Raw genomic sequence first — 26,438 nt, forward strand, 5'->3', positions numbered from 1 at the left:
CGCCTGTTGGGCCTGAAGATGTGAACGGCAATCACGATGAGCTCGTCAAGGCGCTCCGCAAAACGCTGAAGGAAAACGAGCGTCTGAAGCGGGAGAACCGCCAGTACCTGTCGGTGATCGCGGAGGCCGCACCGGAGCCGGTCGCGGTGGTGGGGATGGCCTGCCGCTATCCCGGCGGCGTGGACTCGCCGAAGGCCCTGTGGGAGATGGTGGTGCGCGGCCGCGACGTGGTGTCGGACTTCCCGGCCGACCGCGGTTGGGACCTGGCGGGGCTGTTCGATCCCGACCCCGACGCGGTGGGGAAGTCCTACACCCGTTGCGGAGGATTCCTGGCGGACGTCGCTGATTTCGATGCCGCGTTCTTCGGCATCGCGCCCAGTGAGGCGCTCGCGATGGATCCCCAGCAGCGCCTGCTGCTGGAGGTGTCGTGGGAGGCGCTGGAGCGCGCCGGCATCGACCCGTTCGCGTTGCGCGGTTCACAGACGGGCGTGTTCGCCGGCATCTTTCACGGCTCGTACGGCGGCCAGGGGCGCGTGCCGGGGGACCTGGAGAGGTACGGGCTGCGCGGTTCGACGCTGAGCGTGGCCTCGGGCCGGGTGGCCTACGCGCTGGGGCTGGAGGGCCCGGCGGTGTCGGTCGACACGGCGTGCTCGTCGTCGTTGGTCGCCCTGCACCTGGCGGCGCAGTCGCTGCGCTCGGGAGAATGCGACCTGGCGCTCGCCGGGGGTGTGACCGTGATGGCCACCCCGGCCATGTTCGTCGAATTCAGCCGCCAGCGGGCGCTGGCCGTCGACGGCCGGTGCAAGGCGTACGCGGGCGCCGCCGACGGGACGGGGTTCTCCGAGGGCGTCGGGGTGCTGGTCCTCGAGCGGCTGGCCGACGCCCGGCGGTCGGGGCATCAGGTCCTGGCGCTGCTCCGGGGGTCGGCGGTCAACCAGGACGGCGCCTCCAACGGGCTGGCGACGCCCAACGGGCCGTCGCAGCAGCGGGTGATCCGCGCGGCGCTGACCAACGCGCGCCTGAACACGGCCGACGTGGACGTGGTCGAGGGGCACGGGACCGGGACGACGCTGGGCGACCCCATCGAGGCCCAGGCGCTGCTGGCTACGTACGGGCGGGGCCGACCGGCCGACCGGCCGCTGTGGTTGGGCTCGATCAAATCCAACATGGGCCACACCTCGGCGGCGGCTGGCGCGGGCGGCGTCATCAAGATGGTGCAGGCCATGCGGCATGGGCTGATGCCGAAGACCCTGCACGTGGACGAGCCGACGCCGCACGTCGACTGGTCGGCCGGGGCGGTGTCGTTGCTGACCGAACCGCGACCCTGGCCCGCGGGGGACCGGCCGCGCCGCGCGGGCGTGTCGTCGTTCGGGATCAGCGGGACCAACGCGCACGTGATCCTGGAGGAGCCGCCCTCGGACGTTGCCGCCGCCGATGGCGACGACGTGCCCGTGCCGTGGGTGGTGTCGGCACGATCGGCGGACGCGCTGGCCCGCCAAGCCGAGCGGCTTCTGGAACACGTGCAAGCCCACCCGGAGTCGCGCGCGGTCGACGTGGGTTGGTCGCTGGTGTCGACGCGACCCCAGTTCGAGCATCGCGCGGTGCTGGTCGGCGGGGACCGCGAGGGCGAATTGGCGGGCCTCGCGGCCGGTGAGCCCGGCGCGGGCGTGGTGGTCGGCCGGGCGGGCGCGGTCGGCAGGACGGTCTTCGTGTTTCCCGGCCAGGGCTCCCAGTGGGCCGGCATGGGGGCCGAATTGCTCGACGCGTCATCGGTTTTCGCCGAGCACCTGCATCGCTGCGAGAAGGCGCTGGCCGAGCACGTGCAGTGGTCGCTGGTGGACGTGCTCCGCGGATCGCCGGGTGCGCCCGGCCTGGACCGGGTGGACGTGGTGCAGCCGGCGCTGTGGGCGGTGATGGTGTCGCTGGCCGAACTGTGGCGGTCGGTGGGCGTGACACCCGACGCGGTTATCGGGCACTCGCAGGGCGAGATCGCCGCCGCCTGCGTGGCCGGGGCGCTGTCGCTGGAGGACGCCGCCCGGGTCGTGGCGCTCAGGAGCCGGCTGCTGCTGCGATTATCGGGCGCGGGCGGCATGGTGTCGCTGGCGTGCGGGGCGCAGCAGGCCCGGGAGCTGATCGCTCCCTGGGGCGATCGGCTCAACGTCGCGGCCGTCAACGGCGTCTCGGCGGTCGCCGTCTCCGGGGCGACGGACGCCCTGGCGGAGCTGATGCGCCGCTGCGAGGCCGAAGGCGTCCGGGCCCGGGTCATCGACGTCGACTACGCATCACATTCGGCACAGGTCGAGGCGATTGGCGCGGAACTGGCCGATGCGCTGGCCGGCCTCGCGCCGCGGTCGTCGTCGGTAGCGTTCTTCTCCACCGTGACCGGTGAGCGCATGGACGGCGCCGGCCTGACCGCCGCGTACTGGTACCAAAGCATCCGGGAGACGGTGCAGTTCGAGCGCGCCGTACGCACGGCCTGCGCCGCCGGGTACGGCGCGTTCGTCGAATGCAGCCCGCACCCCATCCTGACCGCCGGGATCGAGCAGATCTGGGCGGACTGCCGGGGCGGCGACGAGCCCGTCGTCATCCCGTCGTTGGGCCGCGACGACGGAGGGCTGCAACGCTTCTGGGCGTCGGTCGGCCAGGCGCACGTGGCGGGGGTGGGTGTCGACTGGCGGTCCGCCCTCGCGGGGTTCGGTGGGCGGCGCGTTGACCTGCCCACCTATGCCTTTGCCCGGCAACGGTTCTGGCTTCCCGGCGGTTTTGCGGGTTCTTCCGACGCCGCGGGCATGGGCCTGGCGGCCGCCGGGCACGGACTGCTGGGCGCAATCCTCCGGCGGCCGGACTCGGGCGGGGTGGTGCTGACGGGCCGGATCTCGACGGTCGCGCAGCCATGGCTGGCCGATCACGCGGTGAGCGGGACCGTGATCTTGCCGGGGGCGGCGTTCGTCGAGATGGCCGTGCGGGCCGGCGACGAGGTCGGGTGCGCGGCGATCGAGGAGTTGACGCTGGCGACCCCGCTGGTCCTGCCCGCGGCCGGTTCGGTGCGGATCCAGGTGGTGGTGGGCCCCGACGAATCGGGGCGCCGCGATGTGTCCGTGTATTCGTGCGCCGCACACGACGATTCGGCCTGGGCGCGGCACGCGCAGGGGACGTTGAGCGTGGCGCCCGTGCCGCCGGCCGGTGACCTGTCGGTGTGGCCGCCGGTGGGTGCCTCGCCGGTCGACGTCATCGGGGCCTACGAGCGGCTGGCGGAGCGAGGGTACGACTACGGCCACGCGTTCCGAGGCCTGCGGGCGCTGTGGCGGCGCGGCGACGAGGTCTTCGCCGAGGTCGCCGTGCCCGACGACGGGGTGCAGGGCGGCGGCTTCGGCGTGCACCCGGTGCTGCTCGACGCCGCACTGCACGCGCTCGGGGTCGCGAGCGAACACCAGCAAACGGTCCTGCCGTTCTCGTGGCAAGGGGTGTCGCTGCACGCGGCGGGCGCACGGCGGGCGCGGGTCCGCATCGCGCCCGCGGGTGACGGGGCGGTGTCGGTCGACCTGACCGACGCGCGCGGGCTGCCGCTGCTGTCGGTCCGGTCGCTGGCGATGCGGCCCCTCGCGTCCGGGCGGCTGCCAAGCGCCGCGACGTCCGGGGACGACCTGGCGGGCCTGCTGGGCCTGGAGTGGGCCCCGATTCCATTGGTGGAAAACGATGTTCGCGACGGCGTGGTGGTGTGGGAATTGCCGAGCGCCGCACCTGACGTGGTGCGGTCGGTGCACGCGGCGACCACCGAGGCGTTGAAGGTGCTGCAGTCCTGGCTGACCGGCGAGGCGTCCGGTGTGCTGGTGGTGCGGACCAGCGGGGCTGTCGCGCTCGCCGGCGATGACGTCCCGGACCTGGCGGGGGCGGCCGTATGGGGGCTGGTGCGTTCCGCGCAGGCCGAGCATCCGGGCCGGGTCGTGCTGGTCGACTCCGACGACTCGCTGGATGTGGCGGGGGTCCTCGACTCCGGCGAGCCCCAGGTGATCATCCGCGACGGCGCGGCGTACGCGGCCCGGCTGGCGCCCCTGGCGGCGCGGCCGCTGCTGAGGTTGCCACCGGAGTGGCGGTTGGGGCCCGGGGGTGCGGGCACGTTCGAGGACCTGGTGGTGCGCCGATGCCCGCGGGCCGTACTGGCGCCGGGGCAGGTGCGGGTCGCGGTGGCCGCGGTCGGCGTCAACTTCCGTGATGTGCTGGTGGCGTTGGGGATGTACCCCGGGGGCGGTCAGCTGGGCGCCGAGGGCGCCGGACGCGTGCTCGAGGTCGGGCCGGGCGTGACGGGGCTGGCCGTGGGCGACGCGGTGCTGGGGCTGCTCGGGGTGGTCGGGTCCGAGGCGGTGGTCGACGCGCGTCTGCTGGCGCCGGTGCCTGCGGGGTGGTCGTTGGCGCGGGCCGCGAGCGTTCCGGTGGTGTTCCTGACGGCGTTCTACGGGTTGTCGGTCCTGGCGGGCCTGCGCGCCGGGCAGCGCGTGCTGGTGCACGCCGCGACCGGCGGGGTCGGCATGGCGGCGGTGCAACTGGCCCGGCATTGCGGCGCCGAAGTATTCGCCACGGCCAGCCGGGGCAAATGGGACACGTTGCGCGCCATGGGTTTCGACGAGGAGCACATTGGCGACTCCCGCACGCTGGATTTCGAGGAGAAGTTCCGGTCCGTTACCGGCGGGGCCGGCGTCGACGTCGTACTCAACTCGCTGGCCGGCGAGTTCACCGATGCGTCGCTGCGGCTGTTGGCCCCCGGCGGGCATTTCGTCGAGATGGGCAAGACCGACCCCCGCGACCCACAGGCTGTCGCCGAACAGTACCGGGGCGCGCGGTACCGGGCGTTCGATCTCATCGAGGTCGGCCCCGACCGGACCGCGGACATGCTTGCCGAGGTGCTGCGGCTAATGGCCGACGGTGCACTGAAACCGTTGCCTCTGAGGGCGTTTGACGTCAGGTGCGCGCCCGCGGCGTATCGGTACGTCGGTTCGGCGCGGCATATCGGCAAGGTCGTGCTCACCTTCCCGGACGGCCCGGACGGTGTGCTCAGCGGGTGTGGCGGCCTGGTTGGGGGCAGCGCGGTGATCACCGGGGGCACCGGCATGGCCGGTTCGGCCCTGGCCCGCCACCTCGTCGAGCGGTATGGGGTGGCTCACGTGGTGCTGGCCAGCCGGGCCGGCGCTGACGCGCGCGGGGTCAGCGAGCTGGTGGCCGAGCTGACCGATGCCGGGGCGCGGGTGTCGGTGGTGGCCTGCGACGTCGCCGACCGCGACGCGGTGGCGGGGATGCTGGCCCGGATCCCGGCGGAGCACCCCCTGCGGGCGGTGGTGCACGCCGCGGGTGTCCTCGACGACGGGCTGATCTCCTCGTTGACCGCGGATCGGGTGGACGCGGTGCTGCGGGCCAAAGTCGACGGCGCATGGTATCTGCACGAGCTGACCCGGCAGCACGATCTGTCGGCCTTCGTGGTGTTCTCGTCGATGGCCGGGACTGTGGGCACCGCGGGGCAGGCCAATTACGCGGCGGCGAACAGCTTCCTTGACGGCCTCGTCGCCCACCGCCGCGCGCATGGTCTGCCCGGTTTGTCGCTGGCGTGGGGGCTTTGGGAACAGGCGTCGGCGATGACTGCGCACCTGGGTGATCGCGACAAGGCGCGGATGGGCCGGATCGGGCTCGCCCCCCTCACCACCGCGCAGGCGCTGGACGCGTTCGACACCGCAATGTTGGTGGACCGTCCCGTGCTGGTGGCCGCGCACCTGGACCGCGCGGCGCTCGCCGCCAACGCCGACGGGCTGCCGCCCCTGCTGCGGAACCTGTCAGCTCGCCCGGCCCGGCGGGTCGTCGCCGACACGGCCGCCGCCTCCACAACCGGCCTGGCCGCGCGCCTGCACGCGATGAGCCCTGACGCCCGGCAGCGGCACCTGGTCGACCTGGTCCGCGGCAACGCCGCCACCGTATTGGGCCTGCCGGACGCGGACGTCGACCCCGGCCGCTCATTCCAGGAGCTGGGCTTCGACTCGCTGACCGCCGTCGAGCTGCGCAACCGGCTGAAAACAGCCACCGGACTAACCCTTTCGCCCACCTTGATCTTCGATTACCCGACGCCGTCCGTCCTGGCCGGGCACCTCGACACCCACCTTGCCCATGCCGCCGCCGCGCCCGGCCCGATGGCCCGGTTCAACGACGTCGCAACCGAACTGGGCGCGCTGCTCGACAGCCCCGGCTGGGACCCGGCCGAAAAGGCGGCGGCCCGGGCGCGCGTTCAGCAGCTCCTGGGGACCCCGGCGGCCGACCACCTGGACGACGACCTGCAGGCCGCCACCGAAAGCGAACTCTTCGCGATCCTCGACGAGGAACTGGGATCCTGACATGCCGGGCACCGACAAGCATCTCGATTACCTGAAGCGCCTTACGGCCGACCTCAGGCGCACCCGGCGACGCGTGTCGGAGCTCGAAGGCCGGCAATCCGCGCCGGTGGCCATCGTCGGCATGGGCTGCCGCTACGCGGGCGGGGTGGATTCTCCGGAAGCGCTGTGGCGGATGGTCGCCGACGGTCGCGACGCGGTATCGGACTTCCCCGCCGACCGCGGGTGGGACGTCGACGCGCTGTTCGATCCCGACCCCGACGCCCCGGGCAAGACCTACACCCGCCGCGGCAGCTTCGTGCAGGACGCCGGGGATTTCGACGCCGGCTTCTTCGGCGTCGGACCCAGCGAGGCGCTGGCCATGGATCCGCAGCAGCGCCTGATGCTGGAGATCTGCTGGGAAGCGTTGGAGCGGGCCGGAATCGACCCGACCCGATTGCGCGGCTCGGCGACCGGCGTGTTCGCCGGGGTCATCCACGCCGGCTACGGCGGTGAGGTCAAGGGCGAGCTGGAAGGCTACGGCCTCACGGGCTCCACGCTGAGCGTGGCGTCCGGCCGGGTGGCATACGTGCTGGGGCTGGAGGGCCCGGCGGTGTCGATCGACACGGCCTGCTCGTCGTCGTTGGTGGCGATGCACTTGGCGGCGCAGTCGCTGCGCTCCGGCGAGTGCGACCTGGCACTGGCCGGCGGTGTGACCGTGATGGCCACCCCCGCCGCATTCGTCGAGTTCAGCCGGCAGCGGGCGCTGGCCGCCGACGGTCGCTGCAAGGTGTACGCCGCCGCCGCGGACGGGACGTCGTGGTCGGAGGGCGCGGGAGTGCTGGTCCTGGAGCGATTGGCCGACGCCCGGCGCCTCGGGCACCCGGTGCTGGCGCTGCTGCGCGGGTCCGCGGTGAACCAGGACGGCGCCTCCAACGGCTTGACCGCCCCCAATGGCCCGTCCCAACAACGGGTCATCAGGGCGGCGCTGGCCAGCGCGGGGCTCGGCGCGGCCGACGTCGACGCGGTGGAGGGACACGGCACCGGGACGGTCCTGGGCGACCCGATCGAGGCCCAGGCGCTGCTGGCCACCTACGGTCAGGATCGGCCGGCGGACCGGCCGCTGTGGCTGGGATCGATCAAGTCGAACATCGGCCACACCTCCGCCGGCGCCGGGGTGGCCGGCGTCATCAAGATGGTCCAGGCGCTGCGGCACGGCGTCCTGCCGGCGACGCTGCACGTGGATTCGCCCTCGCCGCACGTGGATTGGTCCGCGGGCGCGGTGGGCCTGCTCACCGCGGCCCGGCCGTGGCCCACCGGCGAGCGCCCGAGGCGCGCGGGGGTGTCGTCGTTCGGCATCAGCGGGACCAACGCGCACGTGATCGTGGAGGAGGCCCCGCCGGAGACCGCCTCGGAGCCGGAAGCCGCCGTGCCACAACGCCGCACCGCGGCGCCGGACGTGGCCTGGGTGGTGTCGGGCCGCTCCGCCGAGGCGCTGGCCGCGCAGGCCGGGCGGCTGGTGGCCCACCTCGGAACGAATCCGGACCCCGTCGATGTGGGCTGGTCGCTGGCGACCACCCGGGCGGTGTTCGAGCACCGCGCGGTGCTGGTGGGCGCCGACGCCGACGCGCTGACGTCGACGCTGGCCGGCCTGGCCGCCGGGGAGCCGGGCGGGGCCGTGGTGCTGGGGCGGGCGCGGCCGACGGGCAAGATCGTGTTCGCGTTCCCCGGCCAGGGCTCCCAGCGGCTGGGGATGGGTGCGGCGCTGTACGAACGCTTCCCCGCGTTCGCCCGCGCGCTGGACGAGGCCGCCGAGCAGCTGGACCCGCACCTGCGCTTGCCGCTGCGCGAGGTGATGTGGGGCACCGACCCGGAGCTGTTGCAGAGCACCGAGTTTGCCCAGCCGGCGTTGTTCGCGATCGAAGTCGCGCTGGCGGCGTTGTGGCGGTCCTGGGGCGTGGTGCCCGACGTGGTGCTGGGCCATTCGGTGGGGGAGATCGCCGCGGCGCACGTCGCCGGGGTGCTGTCCCTGGCCGACGCGGCGCGCCTGGTCGCCGCGCGCGGCCGGCTGATGGCCGGGCTGCCGGACGGTGGCGTGATGGTGGCGGTGGCCGCCGGCGAGGCCGAGGTGCTGCCGCTGCTGGGCGAGGGTGTCGCCCTCGCGGCTGTCAACGGGCCGCGGGCCGTGGTGTTGTCCGGGGAACGCTCCGCGGTGAACGCGGCGGCCGACCGGTTGGCGGACCAGGGCCGCCGGGTGCATCGGTTGGCGGTCTCCCACGCGTTTCATTCCCCGCTGATGGACCCCATGCTCGAGGAGTTCGCCGCCGCGGCGGCCGCGGTTTCTGCCGGCGAACCCCGAATCGAGCTGGTGTCCAACCTGACCGGGCAAGCGGCCGGTCCCGGGTACGGGACGCCGGCGTACTGGGTCGAGCATGTCCGCCGGCCCGTGCGCTTCTTCGACGGCGTGCAGGCCGCCGGGTCGATGGGAGCCGGGCTGTTCGTGGAGGTCGGGCCCGGGGCGGCGCTGACGGCGTCGATCCGGGAGGCGGCCGAGACGACCGCGGTGATCTCCATGGCCAAGGACCGCCCCGAGGCCGAGTCCGTCCTGCTGGCCGCCGGGCAGGTGTTCGCCGCTGGCGTCGGCGTGGACTGGGCCGCGACGTTCACCGGCTTGGACGCGAAACGCGCGGATCTGCCGACGTACGCCTTCCAGCGGCGCCGGTACTGGCTTCCGCCCGAGGCGGTGGGCCTGCGCGACGTCGGCGTCGTCGGCCTGGCGGGTGCCTCGCACGGGCTGCTGGGCGCGGTGGTGGAGCGGCCCGATTCGGGCGGGGTGGTGCTGACGGGCCGGCTGTCGGTGGCCGCCCAGCCGTGGCTGGCGGACCATGCCGTCGCCGGGACCGCGCTCTTCCCGGGGGCGGGATTCGTGGAGTTGGTCCTGCGCGCCGGCGACGAGGTCGGCTGCGCGGTGATCGAGGAGCTGACGCTGTCGGCGCCGTTGGTGCTGCCGGCGTCGGGTGCGGTGCGGGTGCAGGTCGTGGTGGACGGCGCGGGCGAGGACCAGTCGCGCCCGGTGTCGGTGTACTCGTCCGCGGCGCAATCGGATTCGGAATGGGTGCTGCACGCGGTCGGCGTCTTGCGCCCGGGCCCGGGGGCGCCGGGCGCCGACTTGTCGGTGTGGCCGCCGGCGGGCGCCGAGGCGGTGGACCTGACCGGTGCCTACGACGGGCTGGCGGACCGGGGCTTCGGGTACGGCCCGGCGTTCCGGGGCCTGCGGGCGGTGTGGCGCCGTGGGGACGAGGTTTTCGCCGAGGTGGAGGTGCCCGGGAACGCCGGCGTGACGACCGCCGGGTTCGGCATCCATCCGGTGGTGCTGGACGCCGCGCTGCACGCGCTGGGGGTGGTCGACGAGGGGGCCGGGGCGGCGTTGCCGTTCTCCTGGCAGGGGGTGTGCCTACACGCGACGGGCGCGACGCGGGTGCGGGTGAGGCTGGCACCGGCCGGTGCGGGGGCGGTGTCGGTGGACATCGCCGACCCGGCCGGGTCGGCGGTGCTCTCGGCGCGCGAGCTGGTGACGCGCCCGGTGTCGGCCGAGCAGTTGTCGGCGGCCGTCGGCCACGGGGGCGCCGGGCTGTTCGAGGTCGAGTGGTCGCCGGTTGCGTTGCCGGACCGCGCTTCTGACGGCGCGGACCCGGACGTGTGGGAGCTGGGGCCGGCCGGTTCGGTCCGCGCGGCCGTGCACGAGGCGCTGGGCGTGTTGCAGTCCCGGTTGTCGGCGGGTGGCGCCGGCCCACTGGTGGTGCTGACGCACGGGGCCACCGGATTGGCCGGCGAGGACGTCACGGACCCGGCGGGCGCGGCGGTGTGGGGGCTGGCGAGGTCGGCGCAGGCCGAGCATCCCGGCCGGGTGATCTTGGTCGACTCCGACGGATCAGTCGACCTCCGCGCCGTGATCGCCTGCGGCGAGCCGCAAGTGGTGGTACGCGACGGCGTCGCCCACCGCGCCCGGCTGCGGCCGTTGCGCCCGCATCCGATGCTGCGGCTGCCGGACCGGCCGACGGTGTGGCGGTTAGCTGTCGTGACCCGGGAGGTTGTTAACGGCGTGCCTGCTTGAAAGTGGGAGGACCTCCTGACGGAGTGGATGTGTCTGGCATTCACCCGTAGGAGGTCCTTGTGTCTCACGCTAACGCCCGTACCAATGTGTTCGCTCGTCGGTTGATCGTTGAGCGTGTCGCCGCTGGGTGGCCGGCCGCGCGTGTGGCTGAGCAACTGGGGATTTCGCGGGCAACGGTGTACAAGTGGCTGCGCCGATATGCCCAGGGCGGCAATCCTGCGTTGGCCGACCGTTCGTCACGGCCGATCCGGATGCCCAACCGCACGAGCTATCAGGTCGAGCAGAAGGTGCTCGCCGCCCGCCGACGCCGTAAGCGCGGCGCTGTGGTGCTGGCCGCCGAACTCGGTCTGACTCCTTCGACGGTTGGGCGGATCCTGGCGCGCCACCAGATGCCGCATCTGAGTGCGATCGACCCGATCACCGGCGAGGCGGTGCGCTGCTCTCGACGCAGCCCCAACCGCTACGAACACCCCACGCCGGGGGCCATGGTTCATGTCGACGTCAAAAAGCTCGGCCGCATCCCCCCCGGTGGTGGGTGGCGGCTGCACGGCCGCCACGCCGCGGTCTCAGTAGCCCACCGGCACAAGAAGACCAAGATCGGCTACGACTACGTCCACACTGCCATCGATGACTACACCCGGCTGGCCTACAGCGAAGTGCTCCCCGATGAGAAGGACCCGACGTGCGCTGGGTTTCTCCACCGGGCACTGGCCTGGTTCACCGCCCACGGCGTGCGCGTGCGTCGGCTACTGACCGACAACGCATTGGTCTACCGACGCGGCACCGACTGGGGCTGGGTTTGTTCGGCCTGGCAACTCAAACGCCGATTCACCCAACCCGGCTGTCCCTGGACCAACGGCAAAGCAGAACGTTTCAACCGCACCCTGCTCAACGAATGGGCCTACGCCCGCCCCTGGACCAACAACACCCTGCGCAGACGCGGCCTTGACCAATTCCTTCGCCACTACAACACTCGACGAGGCCACTCCGCCCTCGGCGGACAACCACCGATCAGCCGACTCGCTGCCTGACAACAACGTGTCAGGTCACGACAGTTAGCCGCGGGCGGTGGGGGCACGCTGGAGGACCTGACGGCGCAGCCCTGTCCGCCGGGCGAGCCGGCCGCGGGTGAGGTGCGGGTCGCGGTGGCCGCCGTCGGCGTGAACTTCCGGGACGTGCTGGTGGCGCTGGGCATGTACCCGGGCGCGGCGGAACTGGGCGCCGAGGGGGCCGGGCTGGTGGTCGAGACGGGGCCCGGGGTGACGGGCCTGGCGGTCGGGGACGCGGTGCTGGGGATCCTCGGCCTGGCGGGCTCCGAGGCGATCGTCGATCAGCGGCTGCTGGCGCGCGTGCCGCCGGGTTGGTCGCTGCGTGACGCCGCCGCGGTGCCCGTGGTGTTCTTGACGGCGCTGTACGGGCTGTCGGACCTGGCGGGCCTGCGGGCCGGGGAGCGCGTCCTGGTGCACGCGGCCACCGGCGGCGTGGGTATGGCCGCGGTGCAGCTGGCCCGGCGCTGGGGTGCCGAGGTGTTCGCCACCGCCAGCCGCGGCAAGTGGGAGACATTGCGGGCCATGGGATTCGACGACGACCACATCGCCGACTCGCGCACGCTGGAGTTTGAGGGCAAGTTCCTGGCGGTCACCGGCGGGGCCGGCGTCGACGTCGTCCTCAACTCGCTGGCGGGGGAGTTCACCGACGCGTCGCTGCGGCTCCTGGCCCGCGGCGGCCGCTTCATCGAGATGGGCAAGACAGACCTGCGCTATCCGCAGGCCGTCGCCGAACAGCATCCGGGGGTGCGGTACCGGGCGTTCGATCTGATGGAGGCCGGGCCGGACCGGATCGCCGACATGCTGCGTGAGCTGACCGGGCTTTTCACCTCCGGCGCGCTGACGCCGTTGCCGGTGAAGGCTTTCGACGTGCGCCGCGCGGTCGAGGCCTACCGGTTCGTGAGCCAGGCCCGGCATATCGGCAAGGTGGTGCTCACCCTGCCCGACGGCCCGGGTGGGCTCGCCGGCGGTACTTCGCTGATCACGGGCGGCACCGGCATGGCCGGCTCGGCGCTGGCCCGTCACCTGGTGCGGCGGTACGGGGTCCCGCGCGTGCTTCTGGTGAGCCGCAGCGGCGAGCAGGCCAGCGGCGCCGCGGATCTGGCCGCCGAACTGCGCGACGCGGGGGCCTCGGTGACGGTTGTCGCGTGTGACATCGCCGACCGGCACGCGGTGGCCGCCCTGCTGGCCGAGATCCCGGAGCGGTATCCGCTGCGCGGCGTGTTCCACGCCGCGGGCGTGCTCGACGACGGGCTGATCGCGTCGCTCACCCCCGACCGGGTCGACGCGGTGCTGCGGGCCAAGGTGGACGGCGCCCGGCACCTCGACGAGCTGACCAGGCACCTGGATCTGGCCGCGTTCGTGCTCTTCTCGTCGATGGCCGGCCTCGTGGGCGCGCCGGGCCAGGGCAACTATGCGGCGGCCAACAGCTTCCTCGACGGGCTGGCCGCGCACCGGCGCGGCCGCGGGCTGCCGGGCCTGTCGGTGGCCTGGGGGCTCTGGGAAGACGACAGCGCCATGACGCGGCACCTCGGCGAGACCGACCGCGCCCGCATGAACCGCGTCGGGCTGGCGCCCCTGCCCACCCCGGCGGCGCTCGCGCTCCTCGACGACGCGCTGCCGGCCGACCGACCGGTGCTGGTGGCCGCGCGGCTCAACCCGGCGGGCCTGCCCGGCGATGCCCCCGAATTGCCGCCCCTGCTCAGGGAATTGGCGAGCCGCCGGGTGCGGCGTGCCGCGGCCGACGCCGGCGGAGCGGCCTCGATCTCGGGCCTGCGGGCTCGCCTGCGGGGACTCACCGCCGAGCAGCGTCACCGCGAGCTCGTCGACCTCGTGTGCGGTAACGCCGCCACCGTCCTCGGCCACAGTTCTTTGGACGTCGACGCCGAGCAGCCGTTCCAGGAGCTCGGGTTCGACTCGCTTACCGCTGTCGAGCTGCGCAACCGCCTCAAGGCCGCGACCGGGCTCACCCTGTCGCCGACCGTGATCTTCGACCACCCGACGCCCGCCGCGCTGGCCGGGCATATCGACACCCAATTGGCCACGTCGCCCACCGCCGACGAGCCCCCCGATCGCGTGGCCCGGTTCAACGACATCGCCCGCGATCTGCAGGCACTCATCGACGAACCGGGCTGGGAACCCGCCGACAAGAGCCGGCTGACCGCCCGGCTGCAGGCCCTGCTCACCGCCCTGACGGTCCCTGCCCGGGAACCACCGCCGGACGGCTTCGACGACGACATCGCCACCGCCACGGACAGCCAGCTGTTCGCCCTGCTCGACGAGGAAGTCGGCCCCTGATGCCCAGCGACGTCCGACCGGAGGACGTGGCCATCGTCGGCATCGCCTGCAGGTTTCCCGGCGCCGCCGGCCCCGGCGAGTTCTGGCAGCTGATCCGCGATGGGCGCGAAGCGTCGCGGCTGCCCGTGGATCCGGCCGAGTTCGACGCCGACTTCTTCAACGTGTCGCCCCGCGAAGCCCGCGCGATGGACCCCCGGCAGCGACTGGCGCTCGAACTGGCGTGGGAACTGCTGGAGGACGCCTTCGTGCTGCCGGAAACTGTTCGAGGACAACGGGTTTCCGTTCACCTCGGAGCAATGACCGACGACTATGCCGTCCTGACGCTGCGTGACCCCGACGGCCTCGACCATCACTCGTTCACCGGCATCAGCCGGGCGATGATCGCCAACCGGATCTCATATGCCTTCGGGCTGCACGGCCCGAGCATGACCGTCGATTCCGGCCAATCCTCGTCCCTGGTCGCGGTGCACCTCGCCTGCGCGGGACTGCGGGCGGGCACGTCGACGCTGGCGATCGCGGGCGGCGTGCACCTGAACCTCGCGGGCGAAACCGCCGCGCTGGAAGGCCGATTCGGCGCGTTGTCGTCGTCCGGTCACACCTTCGCATTCGACCGGCGCGCGGACGGTTACGTGCGGGGCGAAGGAGGCGGCCTGGTCCTCCTCAAGCCGCTGCGCGACGCCCTCGACGCCGGGGACCGGATCCGTGCGGTCATCCGCGGCAGCGCCGTCGGCAATGCCGGGCACAACGCGGGCGGGCAGACCGCGCCCTCGGTCTCCGGGCAGGCGGACGTCATCCGGCGCGCGCTGTCCGACGCCGGAATCGACAGCGACGCCGTCGACTACGTGGAGGCCCACGGCACCGGCACCCGGGCCGGTGACCCGGCCGAAATCGAGGCGCTGGGGCGGGTGTTCGTCGGGCGCCGACGTCGCCCCCTGCGGCTCGGGTCGGTCAAGACCAACATCGGTCACGCCGGGGGCGCAGCCGGAGTCGCGGGTCTGCTCAAAGCCGTCCTCGCGCTCGAAAACGCCGCCATCCCACCGACCCTCAACTTCGCCGACCCGCTGGCCGGTCTCGACGGCCCGGGCCTGGAGGTCGTCACCGCGCTCGCGCCGTGGCCGGCTGGCGATGCGCACCGGTGCGCGGGGGTGTCCTCGTTCGGCATGGGCGGCACCAACGCGCACGTGATCGTCGCTGATGCCCCCGCCCGAGCCGAAACCCCCGCCGCGCAGGATGATTCGGAACCCGCGATCGCCTGGGTGGTGACGGCGAGTTGCGAACGGGCGCTGGCCAACCAGGCCGAACGCCTCGCGCAGCGGGTGGCCGGCGACGCGGCGCTGCGCGCCGGAGACGTGGCGTGGTCGCTGGCGACCACCCGCGCGCGGTTCGATCACCGCGCGGTGCTGGTGGGCCGCGACCGGCAAACACTCGCACGAGGGCTGGCGGATTTGTCGTCCGGGCGGCCGGCCGCGGACTCGGCGATCGGCGTGGCGCACGACGCGGGCAGGACCGTGTTCGTGTTTCCCGGCCAGGGCGCGCAGAGGCTGGGGATGGGGGCCGGGCTGTACGCCCGTTTCCCCGAATTCGCGCGCGCCTTCGACGAAGTCGCAGCGGCGCTGGACGGCCAGCTGCGTCGGCCCGTCCGCGACGTGATGTGGGCCGGCGACGCGGCGGCGCTGGACAACACCGAGTTCGCCCAGCCGGCGCTGTTCGCCGTCGAGGTGGCGCTGACGGCGCTGCTGCGGCATTGGGGTGTGGTCCCGGATGCGGTGCTGGGTCATTCGGTCGGCGAGCTCACCGCCGCGCACGTGGCCGGCGTGTTGTCGCTGCCCGATGCGGCCCAGCTGGTGGCGGCGCGGGGCCGACTGATGGCCGGGCTGCCCGCCGGCGGCGCCATGGTGGCGGTGGCCGCCGGTGAAGCCGAGGTGACCCCGCTGCTGCCGCACGGAGTGAGCATCGCGGCGGTCAACGGCCCGGACGCGGTGGTGCTGTCCGGCGCCGAGGCCGACGTGGGCGCCGTCGCCGAGCGCTTGGCGCGGCGCGGCCGGCGGGTGCACCGGCTTGCCGTTTCACACGCCTTTCATTCCGCGCTGGTCGAGCCGATGATCGACGACTTCGCGGCGGTGGCGGCCGACATCACGCCCGGCCGACCGCGCATCCCGCTGATGTCCAATGTCTCCGGCGACCCGGCGGGCCCGGACTACGGGTCGGCGCGGTACTGGGCGCGGCACGCGCGCGCCGCCGTGCGCTTCGCCGACGGCGTTCGAGCCGCCGAGTCGTTGGGCGCCGGGCTGTTCCTCGAAGTCGGCCCGGGCGGTGGTCTCGGTGCGGCCGTGGAGCAGGCGCTGACCGCGCCGGGGCCGGTGGCGGTGGCCGCGATGCCCAACGACCTGCCTGAGCCGGAGGCGGTGCTCGCGGCGGCGGCGCGCCTCTTCGTCGCCGGCGCCGACATCGACTGGGCCGCGGCCCTCGGAGGCGGAAAGCGGGTCGCGCTGCCGACATACGGGTTTGCGCGCCAACGCTTTTGGCTGGGGGACCAGCCGGATCCCGGGACGCCCGAAGCCGCCGGCCTGGCGGGGCGCCTGCGCGACGCCGAACCCGACGAACGGCGGCGGCACCTCATCGGGCTGGTCCGCGCCCACGCCGCGGCGGTGCTCGGGCACCCCGACGTCAGCAACGTGGACGCCGGGCGTGCGTTCCAGGACCTCGGGTTCGACTCGATGGCCGGGGTCGAGCTGCGCACCCGCCTAACCGCCGTGACCGGGCTGACCCTGTCCCGGACGGTCATCTTCGACTATCCGAATCCCACGGCGCTGGCCGAGCATCTCGGGCAGCAACTGCTGCACGGCCGCGCGCCGGAGACCGACGACGAGAAGATTCGCGATTTGCTGTTGAGCATTCCCATACGTGATCTCCGGGACACCGGATTACTCGACAAACTGTTGTTGCTGGGCGGCGGCCGAGACGGGTCATTTGTCAACCCGGTTGTCGGGGACGACGCCATCGACTCGCTGAGCCCCGACGCGTTAATCGCCTTGGCGCTCAACGGCGACGACGCGAATGATGCGGAATGAAAAACGATGCCGCCCATGTTCGAACTGACGTATTCCGCCGCAATAATTGTACAGATGTCGAATATCGTTCGCTTTGCCTCGCGGAACCGAAACTTTTAAGCTTCCCTCGATCAGGCATACCGGGCCGCGGCGCGGATCGAATTTCGTTTGTTCGCCCGGTAACGACCCCCCGAAGGATAAGACCATGAGCGTCATTGCGGGTGTGTTCGGGGTGTTGCCGCCGCACCGGTACAGCCAAAGCGAGATCACCGATCGGTTTGTCGAGTTTCCGGGGCTGAAGGAGCACGAGGACATCGTTCGGCGGCTGCACGCCGCCGCGAAGGTGAACAGCCGCCACTTCGTCCTGCCGCTGGAGCGTTACCCCTCGCTGACCGACTTCGGCGAGGCCAACGAGATCTTCATCGAAGCCGCCGTGGACCTCGGCTGCGCGGCGCTGCTCGGCGCACTCGAAGAGGCGGGCCTGCAGCCGCAGGACGTCGACATGATCGCGACGACCACGGTCACCGGTGTTGCCGTACCGTCGCTGGATGCCCGGATCGCCGGGCGGCTGGGGCTGCGACCGGACGTGCGCCGGGTGCCGCTGTTCGGCCTCGGTTGCGTGGCCGGCGCGGCCGGCGTGGCCAGGCTGAACGACTACCTGCGCGGCGCGCCCGACGACGTGGCGGTCCTGATCTCGGTGGAGCTCTGCTCGCTCACCTATCCCGCGGTGAAGCCGACGGTGTCGGGCCTGGTCGGCAGCGCGCTGTTCGGGGACGGTGCCGCCGCGGTGGTGGCCGTCGGCGAACGCCGCGCCGAACAGCTGCGGCCCGGCGGTCCCGACGTCCTCGACTCGCGCAGCCGCCTCTACCCGGAATCGCTGCACATCATGGGCTGGAACGTCGGCTCGTCGGGGCTGCAGCTCGTACTGTCACCGGAACTCCCCGACCTCATCGACCGGTACCTGGCCGACGACGTCGCCGGGTTCCTGGCCACGCACGGGCTGACTAAGGACGACATCGGCGCATGGGTGAGCCACCCAGAGGGCCCGAAGGTCATCAATGCCATCGCCAGGAGCCTCGACCTACCCCCGGACGCGCTCGAGCTGACCTGGCGCTCGCTGGGCGAGATCGCCAACCTGTCGTCGGCCTCGGTGCTGCACATCCTGCGGGACACCATCGCCAAACCGCCGCCGAGCGGAAGTCCCGGCCTGATGCTGGCGATGGGACCCGGCTTCTGTTCCGAGCTGGTGTTGCTGCGCTGGCACTGAGCCGGCGACCTTTACGAGAACCCGGGCTTGGAGGTTTCTCTCATCGGGTTCCCCCCCGGCGTGGTCGGCCGGCCGGGGGAGTCCAGGAACCGCTGAGCGGTTTCCACCAGAATCCGGCCGCCCCGGGCGTTGAGATGGACTCGGGAATCCATCGGTAGGTTCCCCTGGACGCGGTGGTGCTGGAACCCACGCACGCCACCGTTTCGGTTCGGCCGCCGACCACAACGGATCATTAGAGCAGGTCGGACAGCTCCAACCAGCGGCTCTCCTGCTTGGCGACCTCGTCCTCGAGCGCGCGCAGCTCGCCGGTGAGCCGCGTGATGCCGACATGGTCCGACTGGTCATGCTCGGCCAGCTCCCGATGCTTGGCCTTGATCCGGTCGGCCAGGCGGCCGAGCTGGCGGTCGACGGACGCCAGCTCCTTCTCGGCGGCGCGTCGCTGCGCACCCGACATGCCCTCGGCGGGGGCGGCCGGCTCGACCCGCCCGGCCGCGGGTTCCCGCTGGGCGGCCAGCCGCAGGTACTCGTCGACCCCGCCGGGCAGGTGCCGCAACCGGCCGTCGAGGATCGCGTACTGCTGGTCGGTGACCCGCTCGAGCAGATAGCGGTCGTGGGAGACGACGATCAGGGTGCCGGCCCAGGAGTCGAGCAGGTCCTCCATGGCGGTCAGGGTGTCGGTGTCGACGTCGTTGGTGGGCTCGTCGAGCAGCAGGACGTTCGGCTCGTCGAGCAGCGTGAGCATGAGCTGCAGCCGCCGGCGCTGGCCGCCCGACAGCTCACCGACGCGGGCGGACAGCTGCCCGCGGCCGAACCCGAGCCGTTCCAGCAACTGGGTCGGCGTGACCTCGCCGCCCTCGACCTCGTATCCGGCGCGCAGCCCGCCGATCACATCGGCGATCCGGTCGCCGGCGAAGGCCGCCAGCCGCTCGCCCTGCTGGTCGAGCACGGCCAGGCGCACGGTCTTGCCGCGCTTGACACGCCCGGAGTCCGGCGTGACGGTGCCGGCGATCAGGCCGAGCAGGGTCGACTTCCCGGCGCCGTTGGCGCCGACGATGCCGGTGCGCTCACCTGGCGCGATACGCCATTCGACGTCGCGCAGCACGGGCCGGCCGCCATAGGAGACCGACACGTCGAGCAGGTCGACGACATCCTTTCCCAGCCGGGCGGAGGCCAGCTTGGCCAGCTCGACGGTGTTGCGCAGCGGCGGTACGTCGGCGATCAGCTGATTCGCGGCCTCGATGCGGAACCTGGGCTTCGACGTCCGGGCCGGGGGGCCCCGGCGCAGCCAGGCCAGCTCCTTGCGCATGAGGTTCTGCCGTTTGGCCTCCGACGCCGCCGCCATGCGGTCGCGCTCCACGCGCTGCAGCACGTAGGCCGCGTACCCGCCCTCGAACGGCTCCACGATCCCGTCGTGCACCTCCCACGTCGTGGTCGCGACCTCGTCGAGAAACCAGCGGTCGTGGGTCACCAGCAGCAGGCCGCCCGTGTTGCGGGGCCAGCGCTGCTGCAGGTGGCCGGCCAGCCAGGTGATGCCCTCGATATCGAGGTGGTTCGTGGGCTCGTCGAGGGCAATCACGTCCCAGTCGCCGATCAGCAGCCGGGCCAGCTGCACCCGCCGCCGCTGGCCCCCGCTGAGCGTCGAGACGGGCGCGTCCCAGGCGATGTCGGACACCAGCCCGCCGACCACGTCGCGCACGCGCGGGTCACCGGCCCACTGGTGTTCGGGCTGCTCGCCGACGAGCGTCCAGCCCACCGTGCGACCGGGGTCCAGGGTGTCCGCCTGGCTGAGCGAGCCGACCCGCAATCCGGTGCGGCGGGTGACCCGCCCGGAGTCCGGTCGCAGCTGACCGGTCAGCAGGGCCAGCAGGCTGGACTTGCCATCGCCGTTGCGCCCGACGATGCCGACGCGCGCGCCGTCGTTCACGCCGAGCGTGACCGACTCGAAGACGACTTGCGTCGGGTATTGCAGGTGTACGGCCTCGGCCCCCAGCAGGTGTGCCACCTGCCCGACGGTAGCGCGGCGGCTACTGGAGGGTGAGCAGGGCCTGGTCGACGTGGCTCTGCGTTTCGGGTGAGCCCTTGCCGATGACGGGTGGGCGCCCGCCTAGCGCCAGCCGGGCGGCAGGTCGGCCGCGTGGTTCGGGCAGGCGTCCTGGGTGGCGGCAAGCAGGACGTGCCCCGCGTCCTCCGGCGGCATCTCGGTGGACAGCACCGCGAGCGCATATTGCACCGGAGTCGAGGAGTAGCCCAGGCGGATCGCCGTGGCGTGATCGTCCATCAGCGCACAAGCCTCTCGTTCGCGGTTGGTGTCCGCGTGGCCGATTGCGGCGCCATACCACGGCAGGCCGGCCATCAACATCGGTGCCAGGGCCCGGACCGTGCGCTTGGCGACCTTCGCGCGCCTCTCGCGCCGCTGACCGGCGTCGGAGTACTGGCTTGTGTGCAATTGCGAGGCGTACATAAGGGGTGCTACCCAGCCGCGCCCGGATCTAAACCTCGCTCCCGGGCTGCCTGGGATCGGCAGCCGCCCGGTGACGCAAACATTTCGCAGGGCGCCGGCCATAACCCTCGGCCCGCACAGCGAAATGAACCTCGATGCGCACCACCCGCACCCTCCGAGAAAGTCATCGCCGGGGCATTGCTCTCGGGCGGCCTCGCCGACCGGTAAGCACGTCACCGACCCGTTCCGCGGCTGGGACATGTCGGTATGCCACGCCTACTACCCCACGGACAACGGCCAGCAAATCCTCGGGATGTTCTGCCCGCACGCGTGACCCGGTGCCCGGACGGGGCCCCTGATCGCACGCTCGCGAACCGGGAATGACCCGCACGAGTGCGCCGTCGGGCCACGCCCGCGCCGCCCGGCGGGCAAACGCCCTGACCAGAACCGCCGCGTTCCCCGGTGTGCCATGATGACCAGGCTGTCAAGAGTCAGGGAGCAGCAGTGGATCTCAATTTTGCGATGGTCACACGACCGGTCGAGCGGCTGATCGCTACGGCACAGAACGGGCTGGAGGTCTTGCGACTGGGGGGCTTGGAGACCGGCAGCGTCCCGTCGCCGTCCCAGACCGTCGAGAGCGTCCCGATGTACAAGCTGCGGCGGTACTTCCCGCCGGACAGCCGGCCCGGGAAGCCACGGGTGGGTCCGCCCGTGTTGATGGTGCACCCGATGATGATGTCGGCCGACATGTGGGACGTCACCCGCCAGGAGGGCGCGGTCGGCATCCTGCACGCCCACGGGCTGGACCCCTGGGTCATCGACTTCGGCTCTCCGGACAAGGTGGAGGGCGGCATGCGCCGCAACCTCGCCGACCACATCGTCGCGCTCAACCAGGCCATCGACACGGTCAAGGACACCACGGGCCAGGACGTCCACCTCGTCGGCTACTCGCAGGGCGGGATGTGGTGCTATCAGGTCGCCGCCTACCGGCGGTCCAAGAACCTCGCCAGCATCGTGACGTTCGGCTCGCCCGTCGACACCCTGGCCGCCCTGCCGATGGGCATTCCCGCGAACTTCGCGGCGCCGGTCGCCAACTTCATGGCCGACCACGTCTTCAACCACCTGGACATCCCAAGCTGGATGGCGCGCACGGGCTTTCAGCTGCTCGACCCACTCAAGACGGCCAAGGCGCGGGTCGACTTCGTGCGGCAGCTGCACGACCGCGAAGCGCTCCTGCCGCGCGAGCAGCAGCGCCGGTTCCTCGAGCGCGAGGGTTGGATCGCCTGGTCCGGGCCCGCCGTCTCCGAGCTGCTGAAGCAGTTCATCGCGCACAACCGCATGATGACCGGCGGGTTCGCGATCAACGGGCAGCTGGTCACGCTCACCGACATCACCTGCCCGGTGCTGGCGTTCGTCGGCGAGGTCGACGACATCGGCCAGCCGGCGTCGGTCCGCGGCATCCGGCGGGCGGCGCCGAACGCGGAAGTGTACGAAAGTGACATCCGCACGGGACATTTCGGCCTGGTCGTCGGGTCAAAGGCCGCTCAGCAGAGCTGGCCCACCGTCGCGGAGTGGGTCAAGTGGCTGTCCACCGGCGGCGACAAGCCGGGCAGCATCGACCTGATGGCCGATCAGCCGGCCGAGCACACGGACAGCGGCGTCGCCCTGAGCTCCCGGCTCGTCCACGGCATCGGGGAGGTGTCAGGGGCGGCGCTGGGGCTGGTGCGCGGCACCGCCGACGCGGTGGTGGCGGCCAACAAGTCCATGCGCACCCTGGCCGTGGAGACGATCCGGACGCTGCCGCGGCTGGTCCGGCTGGGGCAGATCAACGACCACACCCGCGTCTCGCTCGGCCGCATCATCGAGGAGCAGGCGCACGACGCGCCGCAAGGCGAATTCCTGTTGTTCGACGGGCGGGTGCACACCTACGAGGCCGTCAACCGGCGCATCAACAACGTCGTCCGCGGCCTCATCGAAGTCGGGGTGCGGCAGGGCGACCGCGTCGGCGTCCTGATGGAGACGCGGCCCAGCGCGCTGGTAGCGATCGCCGCCCTGTCCCGGCTGGGCGCGGTCGCTGTGGTGATGAAGCCTGACGCCGACCTGGTCGCGTCCGTGCGGCTCGGCGGGGTGACCGAGATCCTCACCGACCCCACCAACCTCGATGCGGCGCGGGACCTGCCCGTGCAGACCCTGGTGCTGGGCGGAGGCGAGGCGCGCGACCTGCACCTGCCCCAGGACACCGACGTCATCGACATGGAAAAGATCGACCCGGACGCGGTCGAGCTGCCGGCGTGGTACCGGCCGAATCCGGGCCTGGCCCGCGATCTGGCGTTCATCGCCTTCACGTCGGCCGGCGGCGAGCTGGTGGCCAAGCAGATCACCAACTACCGGTGGGCGGTGTCGGCCTTCGGGACGGCCTCGACGGCCGCACTGGACCGCAGCGACACCGTGTACTGCCTGACGCCGCTGCACCACGAGTCGGCGCTGCTGGTCAGCCTGGGCGGCTCGGTGGTCGGCGGAACCCGCATCGCCCTATCCCGGGGCCTGGACCGGGACCGGTTCGTCCGCGAGGTCCGGCAGTACGGCGTCACCGTGGTGTCCTACACCTGGGCCATGCTCCGGGAGATCGTCGACGATCCCGCGTTCGTGCTGCATGGGAACCATCCGGTGCGGCTCTTCATCGGCTCGGGCATGCCGACCGGCCTCTGGGCGCGGGTCATCGACGCGTTCTCGCCCGCCCGGGTCGTCGAATTCTTCGCCACCGCGGACGGCCAGGCCGTGCTCGCCAACGTGTCGGGGGCGAAGATCGGGAGCAAGGGCCGTCCGTTGCCGGGCGCGGGGCGCATCGAGCTGGGCGCCTATGACGTCGAGCACGACCGAATCCTGGAGAACGACCGTGGCTTCGTGCAGGTCGCCGAGGCTAATCAGGTCGGCGTGCTGCTCGCCGCGTCCAACGGTCCGATCGACCCGACCGCCTCGGTGAAGCGTGGGGTATTCGCCGCGGGCGACACCTGGATCTCGACGGAGTACCTGTTCCGCCGGGACAGCGACGGCGATTATTGGTTGATGGGCCGGCGCGGCACGGTGATCCGCACCGCCCGCGGGCTGGTGTACGCCGAGCCGGTCACCGACGCGCTGGGCTGCATCAACGGAGTCGACCTCGCGGTGACGTACAACGTGCCGGTGGGGGACGAGCAGGTCGCGGTGTCGGCGGTGACGCTGCTGCCGGGGGCAAGCATCACCGCGGCCGACCTGACCGAGGCCGTCGCACGGATTCCCGTCGGGCTGGGCCCCGACATCGTGCACGTGTGCCCGGACATGACGTTCAGCGCGACCTACCGCCCGACCGTGAGCGCCCTGCGCGCGGCCGGCATCCCCAAGCCGGGACGCCAGGTGTGGCACTTCGACGCGGGCAGCAACGAGTTCCATCGCTTGACTTCCGGGGTGCGTGCTGAGTTGAGTGGTCGCGACAATGGTTGACGATTCCCTGTTGAGCATTCTGGTCTGCCCGGCCGACCGCGGGCCGCTGGTGCTCCTCGACGACGAGCTGCTTTACAACCCGCGGCTGCGCCGCGCCTACCGCATCGAGGACGGCATCCCGGTGCTACTGATCGACGAGGCCCGCGACGTCGACGAGCATGAGCACGCCCGGATCATGGCGCAAGGCCGTCCGGCAGATCCCCGGTGAGGTAGCGCTGCAGGTTCGGCGCGATCGTCGCCGCGATCCGCTCGGGCGGCAGTGAGGCGAACGGCTCCAGCTGCAGGATGTAGCGGGCCATCACCACGCCCACCAACTGTGAGGCGACGAACTGGATGCGGACGACGCCGCTGCCCGCGGGGTGGTCGACGCGCGGGCCGATCTCGACCCCGATCACGTCCTGGATGAACGACCGGAACAGGTTGATCTCCGACCCGGCCAGCATCGACCTCAGTGCGGCGACGAACGCCGCCCCGATCTCGGAGTCCCACAGCGGCAACAGGATCGACGGCAGGGTGTGACCGAGTTGCTCGACGGGCACCTCCCGCAACCGGCCGATGATTTCCATCGGGTCGATCGGAATGCGGACGGCCGCGGCGAACAGTTGCTCCTTGGTGCCGAAGTAGTGGTGGACCAGCGCCGGGTCGACGCCGGTCGCCGCGGCGACGGACCGGATTGAGGTGTTCGCAATCCCGTTACGCGCGAACAACTCTCGGGCGTTGGCGAGGATGCGTTCCCGGGTGTCGGACGTGCCGGCGGGTCGCCCGGGGCGCCGGCGCCCGGTGTTGGTTCGGGGCACGCCAGGTCAGCCTAAGGCGTCCGTCGCCGCAGCGTGGCCGCGGCCAGGCACAGCGCCGCGAGCGCGAAACCCATGACGACGACGATGTCGCGCACCGCGACGCCAGTCAGTTCCGGGTGTGCTCCCACCTGTTGCAGCGCTTCCAGCGCGTAACTGGCCGGCATCACGTCGCTGAGCCACTGCAGCCAGTGCGCCATCGAGGCCCGGGGCACGATGATCCCGGCCAGCAGGAACTGCGGGACCATCACCAGCGGGATGAATTGAACGGCTTGAAACTCGGTGCGCGCGAACGCACTACAGAGCAGCCCCAGCCCGACCCCGAGCACGGCGTTGGCGATCGCGATGACGAACACCCAGGCCGGGCTGCCCGCGGTGTCGAGCCCGAGCAGCCAAAACGACACGCCGCACGCCACGACGGCCTGCACCGCGGCGGCGATCGAGAACGCGGTGCCGTACGCGGCCAACAGGTCGAGCCGGCGCAGGGGAGTGGTCAGGATGCGCTCCAGCGTGCCCGACGCCCGTTCCCGCTGCATGGTGATCGACGTGATGATGAACATCACGAAGAGCGGGAACAGGCCCAGCAGGATCAGGCAGGCGCCGTTGAACGGGGTCGGGCCGCCCGGGCGGTGCGGTGCGTTCTCGAACATGAAGTAGATCAACGTGATCACCAGCACGGGCACCAGCAGGATCAACGCGACGCTGCGGTGGTCGGCGGCCAGCTGGCGCAGAATCCGTACGGTGGTCGCCGCGTAGGGCTGCAGTGAGGCGCTCAGCCCTACCCGGCTTGGGGGCTGGTGTTCCGCGCGGTGCTGCGCCTGATGATGGACAGGAACGCCTCCTCGAGTGACGTGCATCCGGTGTCCTCTCGTAGTCGGGTCGGGGTGGTGTGCGCGACCAAACGGCCGTCGCGCATGAGCACCAGATCGTCGCAGTGGTCGGCCTCGTCCAGCACGTGGCTGGAGACCAGCAGCGTGGTCCCGCCGCGGGCGAGGCCGGTGAACTGTTCCCAGAGGTCGGCGCGCAGGACGGGGTCCAGTCCCACGGTCGGTTCGTCGAGGACGAGCAGGTCCGGCCGGCAGACCAGCGCGCAGGCGAGCGACACCCGGGTGCGCTGGCCGCCGGAAAGGTTGCCGCACGGGGCGGCGCGGTGATCGGTGAGCCCCACGCGCTCGATCGCGGCGTCGGCGGCGCGGCCGTCATACCCGTACAGCGCGGCGAAGTACCGGACGTTGTCGACGATCCGCAGGTCGTTGTAGATGGTGGGGTCCTGCGGCATGTAGCCCACCCGGCTGCGCAGGGTGGGGCTGCCCGCGCGGTGGCCCAGCACGGTGACGTCCCCCGCCGTCACGATCTGGGTCCCCACGATGCTGCGCATCAGCGTCGTCTTCCCGCACCCGGACGGGCCGAGCAGGCCGGTGATGGTGCCGCGGCCGATCTGTATCGAGAAGTCGTGCAGCGCAGGGCTTTTGAAGCGGACCACCCGCAGGTGCTCGATCTCGACGGCGGGCTGTCCGGCGCGCGACGATAATTCATCACACGATGAACTCATCATGTGATGAATATCCGCCGGCGGGCGTCGATTGTCAAGGGGGCGAGACC

11 protein-coding genes and 2 pseudogenes are annotated in these 26,438 nt (G+C 72.0%); 8 read left to right on the plus strand and 5 right to left on the minus strand.

All coding sequences use genetic code 11. The annotated features are described in order from the left end of the window. Positions 1-20 precede the first annotated feature (20 nt). The 6 genes and pseudogenes from G6N56_RS02175 to G6N56_RS02200 all read left to right on the plus strand — a co-directional run bounded on the left by G6N56_RS02175 (position 21) and on the right by G6N56_RS02200 (position 18,122). Complete coding sequence (locus G6N56_RS02175; RefSeq protein WP_085256884.1) at positions 21-6,371, plus strand: type I polyketide synthase; 6,351 nt, start codon at positions 21-23, stop codon at positions 6,369-6,371. A gap of 1 nt (position 6,372) precedes the next feature. Beyond that, a pseudogene (locus G6N56_RS02180) lies at positions 6,373-10,419 on the plus strand (type I polyketide synthase); the annotation flags it as partial. Positions 10,420-10,520: 101 nt separating this feature from the next. Next, the gene (locus tag G6N56_RS02185; RefSeq protein WP_085255190.1) at positions 10,521-11,492 is read left to right on the plus strand and encodes an IS481 family transposase; all 972 of its coding nucleotides are present in this window, start codon (positions 10,521-10,523) and stop codon (positions 11,490-11,492) included. A gap of 21 nt (positions 11,493-11,513) precedes the next feature. Beyond that, a pseudogene (locus G6N56_RS02190) lies at positions 11,514-13,805 on the plus strand (SDR family NAD(P)-dependent oxidoreductase); the annotation flags it as partial. Further along, positions 13,805-16,876: a type I polyketide synthase gene (locus tag G6N56_RS02195; RefSeq protein WP_085256882.1), complete on the plus strand. Its 3,072-nt coding sequence runs from the start codon at positions 13,805-13,807 to the stop codon at positions 16,874-16,876. The pseudogene G6N56_RS02190 and the gene G6N56_RS02195, both read left to right, overlap by 1 nt. A gap of 184 nt (positions 16,877-17,060) precedes the next feature. Next, positions 17,061-18,122: a type III polyketide synthase gene (locus G6N56_RS02200; RefSeq protein WP_085256881.1), complete on the plus strand. Its 1,062-nt coding sequence runs from the start codon at positions 17,061-17,063 to the stop codon at positions 18,120-18,122. A gap of 232 nt (positions 18,123-18,354) precedes the next feature. On the opposite strand, the gene G6N56_RS02205 is transcribed toward G6N56_RS02200, so the two are convergent. Then, positions 18,355-20,124 carry an ABC-F family ATP-binding cassette domain-containing protein gene (locus G6N56_RS02205; protein ID WP_085256880.1) on the minus strand — a complete coding sequence of 590 codons (1,770 nt, stop codon included), beginning with the start codon at positions 20,122-20,124 and terminating at the stop codon, positions 18,355-18,357. Between the two features lie 102 nt (positions 20,125-20,226). Then, on the minus strand, positions 20,227-20,568 hold the full coding sequence (locus tag G6N56_RS02210; protein WP_142280701.1) for a hypothetical protein: 342 nt from the start codon (positions 20,566-20,568) through the stop codon (positions 20,227-20,229). Positions 20,569-21,084: 516 nt separating this feature from the next. Between G6N56_RS02210 and G6N56_RS02215 the strand changes: the two genes are divergently transcribed. Next, entirely contained in the window at positions 21,085-24,042 is a 2,958-nt protein-coding gene (locus tag G6N56_RS02215; protein WP_232069421.1) for an acyl-CoA synthetase, read from the plus strand. Further along, a complete protein-coding gene (locus G6N56_RS02220; RefSeq protein WP_085256932.1) occupies positions 24,035-24,250 on the plus strand; it encodes a Trm112 family protein in 216 nt (71 codons plus the stop codon). Before G6N56_RS02215 ends, G6N56_RS02220 begins: the two co-directional genes overlap by 8 nt. Here G6N56_RS02220 and G6N56_RS02225 read toward each other — a convergent pair. From G6N56_RS02225 to G6N56_RS02235, 3 genes are read right to left on the minus strand one after another with little or no spacing between them, the layout of a single operon-like run. Next, positions 24,216-24,839, minus strand: a complete 624-nt coding sequence (locus G6N56_RS02225; RefSeq protein ID WP_085256877.1) for a TetR/AcrR family transcriptional regulator — start codon at positions 24,837-24,839, stop codon at positions 24,216-24,218. The genes G6N56_RS02220 and G6N56_RS02225 overlap by 35 nt on opposite strands. Before the next feature lie 11 nt (positions 24,840-24,850). Further along, the gene (locus tag G6N56_RS02230) at positions 24,851-25,693 is read right to left on the minus strand and encodes an ABC transporter permease (protein WP_197746651.1); all 843 of its coding nucleotides are present in this window, start codon (positions 25,691-25,693) and stop codon (positions 24,851-24,853) included. Beyond that, on the minus strand, positions 25,615-26,391 hold the full coding sequence (locus G6N56_RS02235) for an ABC transporter ATP-binding protein (RefSeq protein WP_085256876.1): 777 nt from the start codon (positions 26,389-26,391) through the stop codon (positions 25,615-25,617). Before G6N56_RS02235 ends, G6N56_RS02230 begins: the two co-directional genes overlap by 79 nt. Positions 26,392-26,438 lie beyond the last annotated feature (47 nt).

The organism is Mycobacterium saskatchewanense, from assembly GCF_010729105.1.
Taxonomy (GTDB): Bacteria; Actinomycetota; Actinomycetes; order Mycobacteriales; family Mycobacteriaceae; genus Mycobacterium; species Mycobacterium saskatchewanense.

Bases quoted from the DNA above. Each gene is read 5' to 3' on its own strand.
- G6N56_RS02195 (WP_085256882.1), top strand. From the start codon at position 13,805: ATGCCCAGCGACGTCCGACCGGAGGACGTGGCCATCGTCGGCATCGCC.
- G6N56_RS02200 (WP_085256881.1), top strand. From the start codon at position 17,061: ATGAGCGTCATTGCGGGTGTGTTCGGGGTGTTGCCGCCGCACCGGTAC.
- G6N56_RS02215 (WP_232069421.1), top strand. From the start codon at position 21,085: ATGGTCACACGACCGGTCGAGCGGCTGATCGCTACGGCACAGAACGGG.
- G6N56_RS02220 (WP_085256932.1), top strand. From the start codon at position 24,035: ATGGTTGACGATTCCCTGTTGAGCATTCTGGTCTGCCCGGCCGACCGC.
- G6N56_RS02230 (WP_197746651.1), bottom strand. From the start codon at position 25,693: ATGCACGTCACTCGAGGAGGCGTTCCTGTCCATCATCAGGCGCAGCAC.
- G6N56_RS02235 (WP_085256876.1), bottom strand. From the start codon at position 26,391: ATGATGAGTTCATCGTGTGATGAATTATCGTCGCGCGCCGGACAGCCC.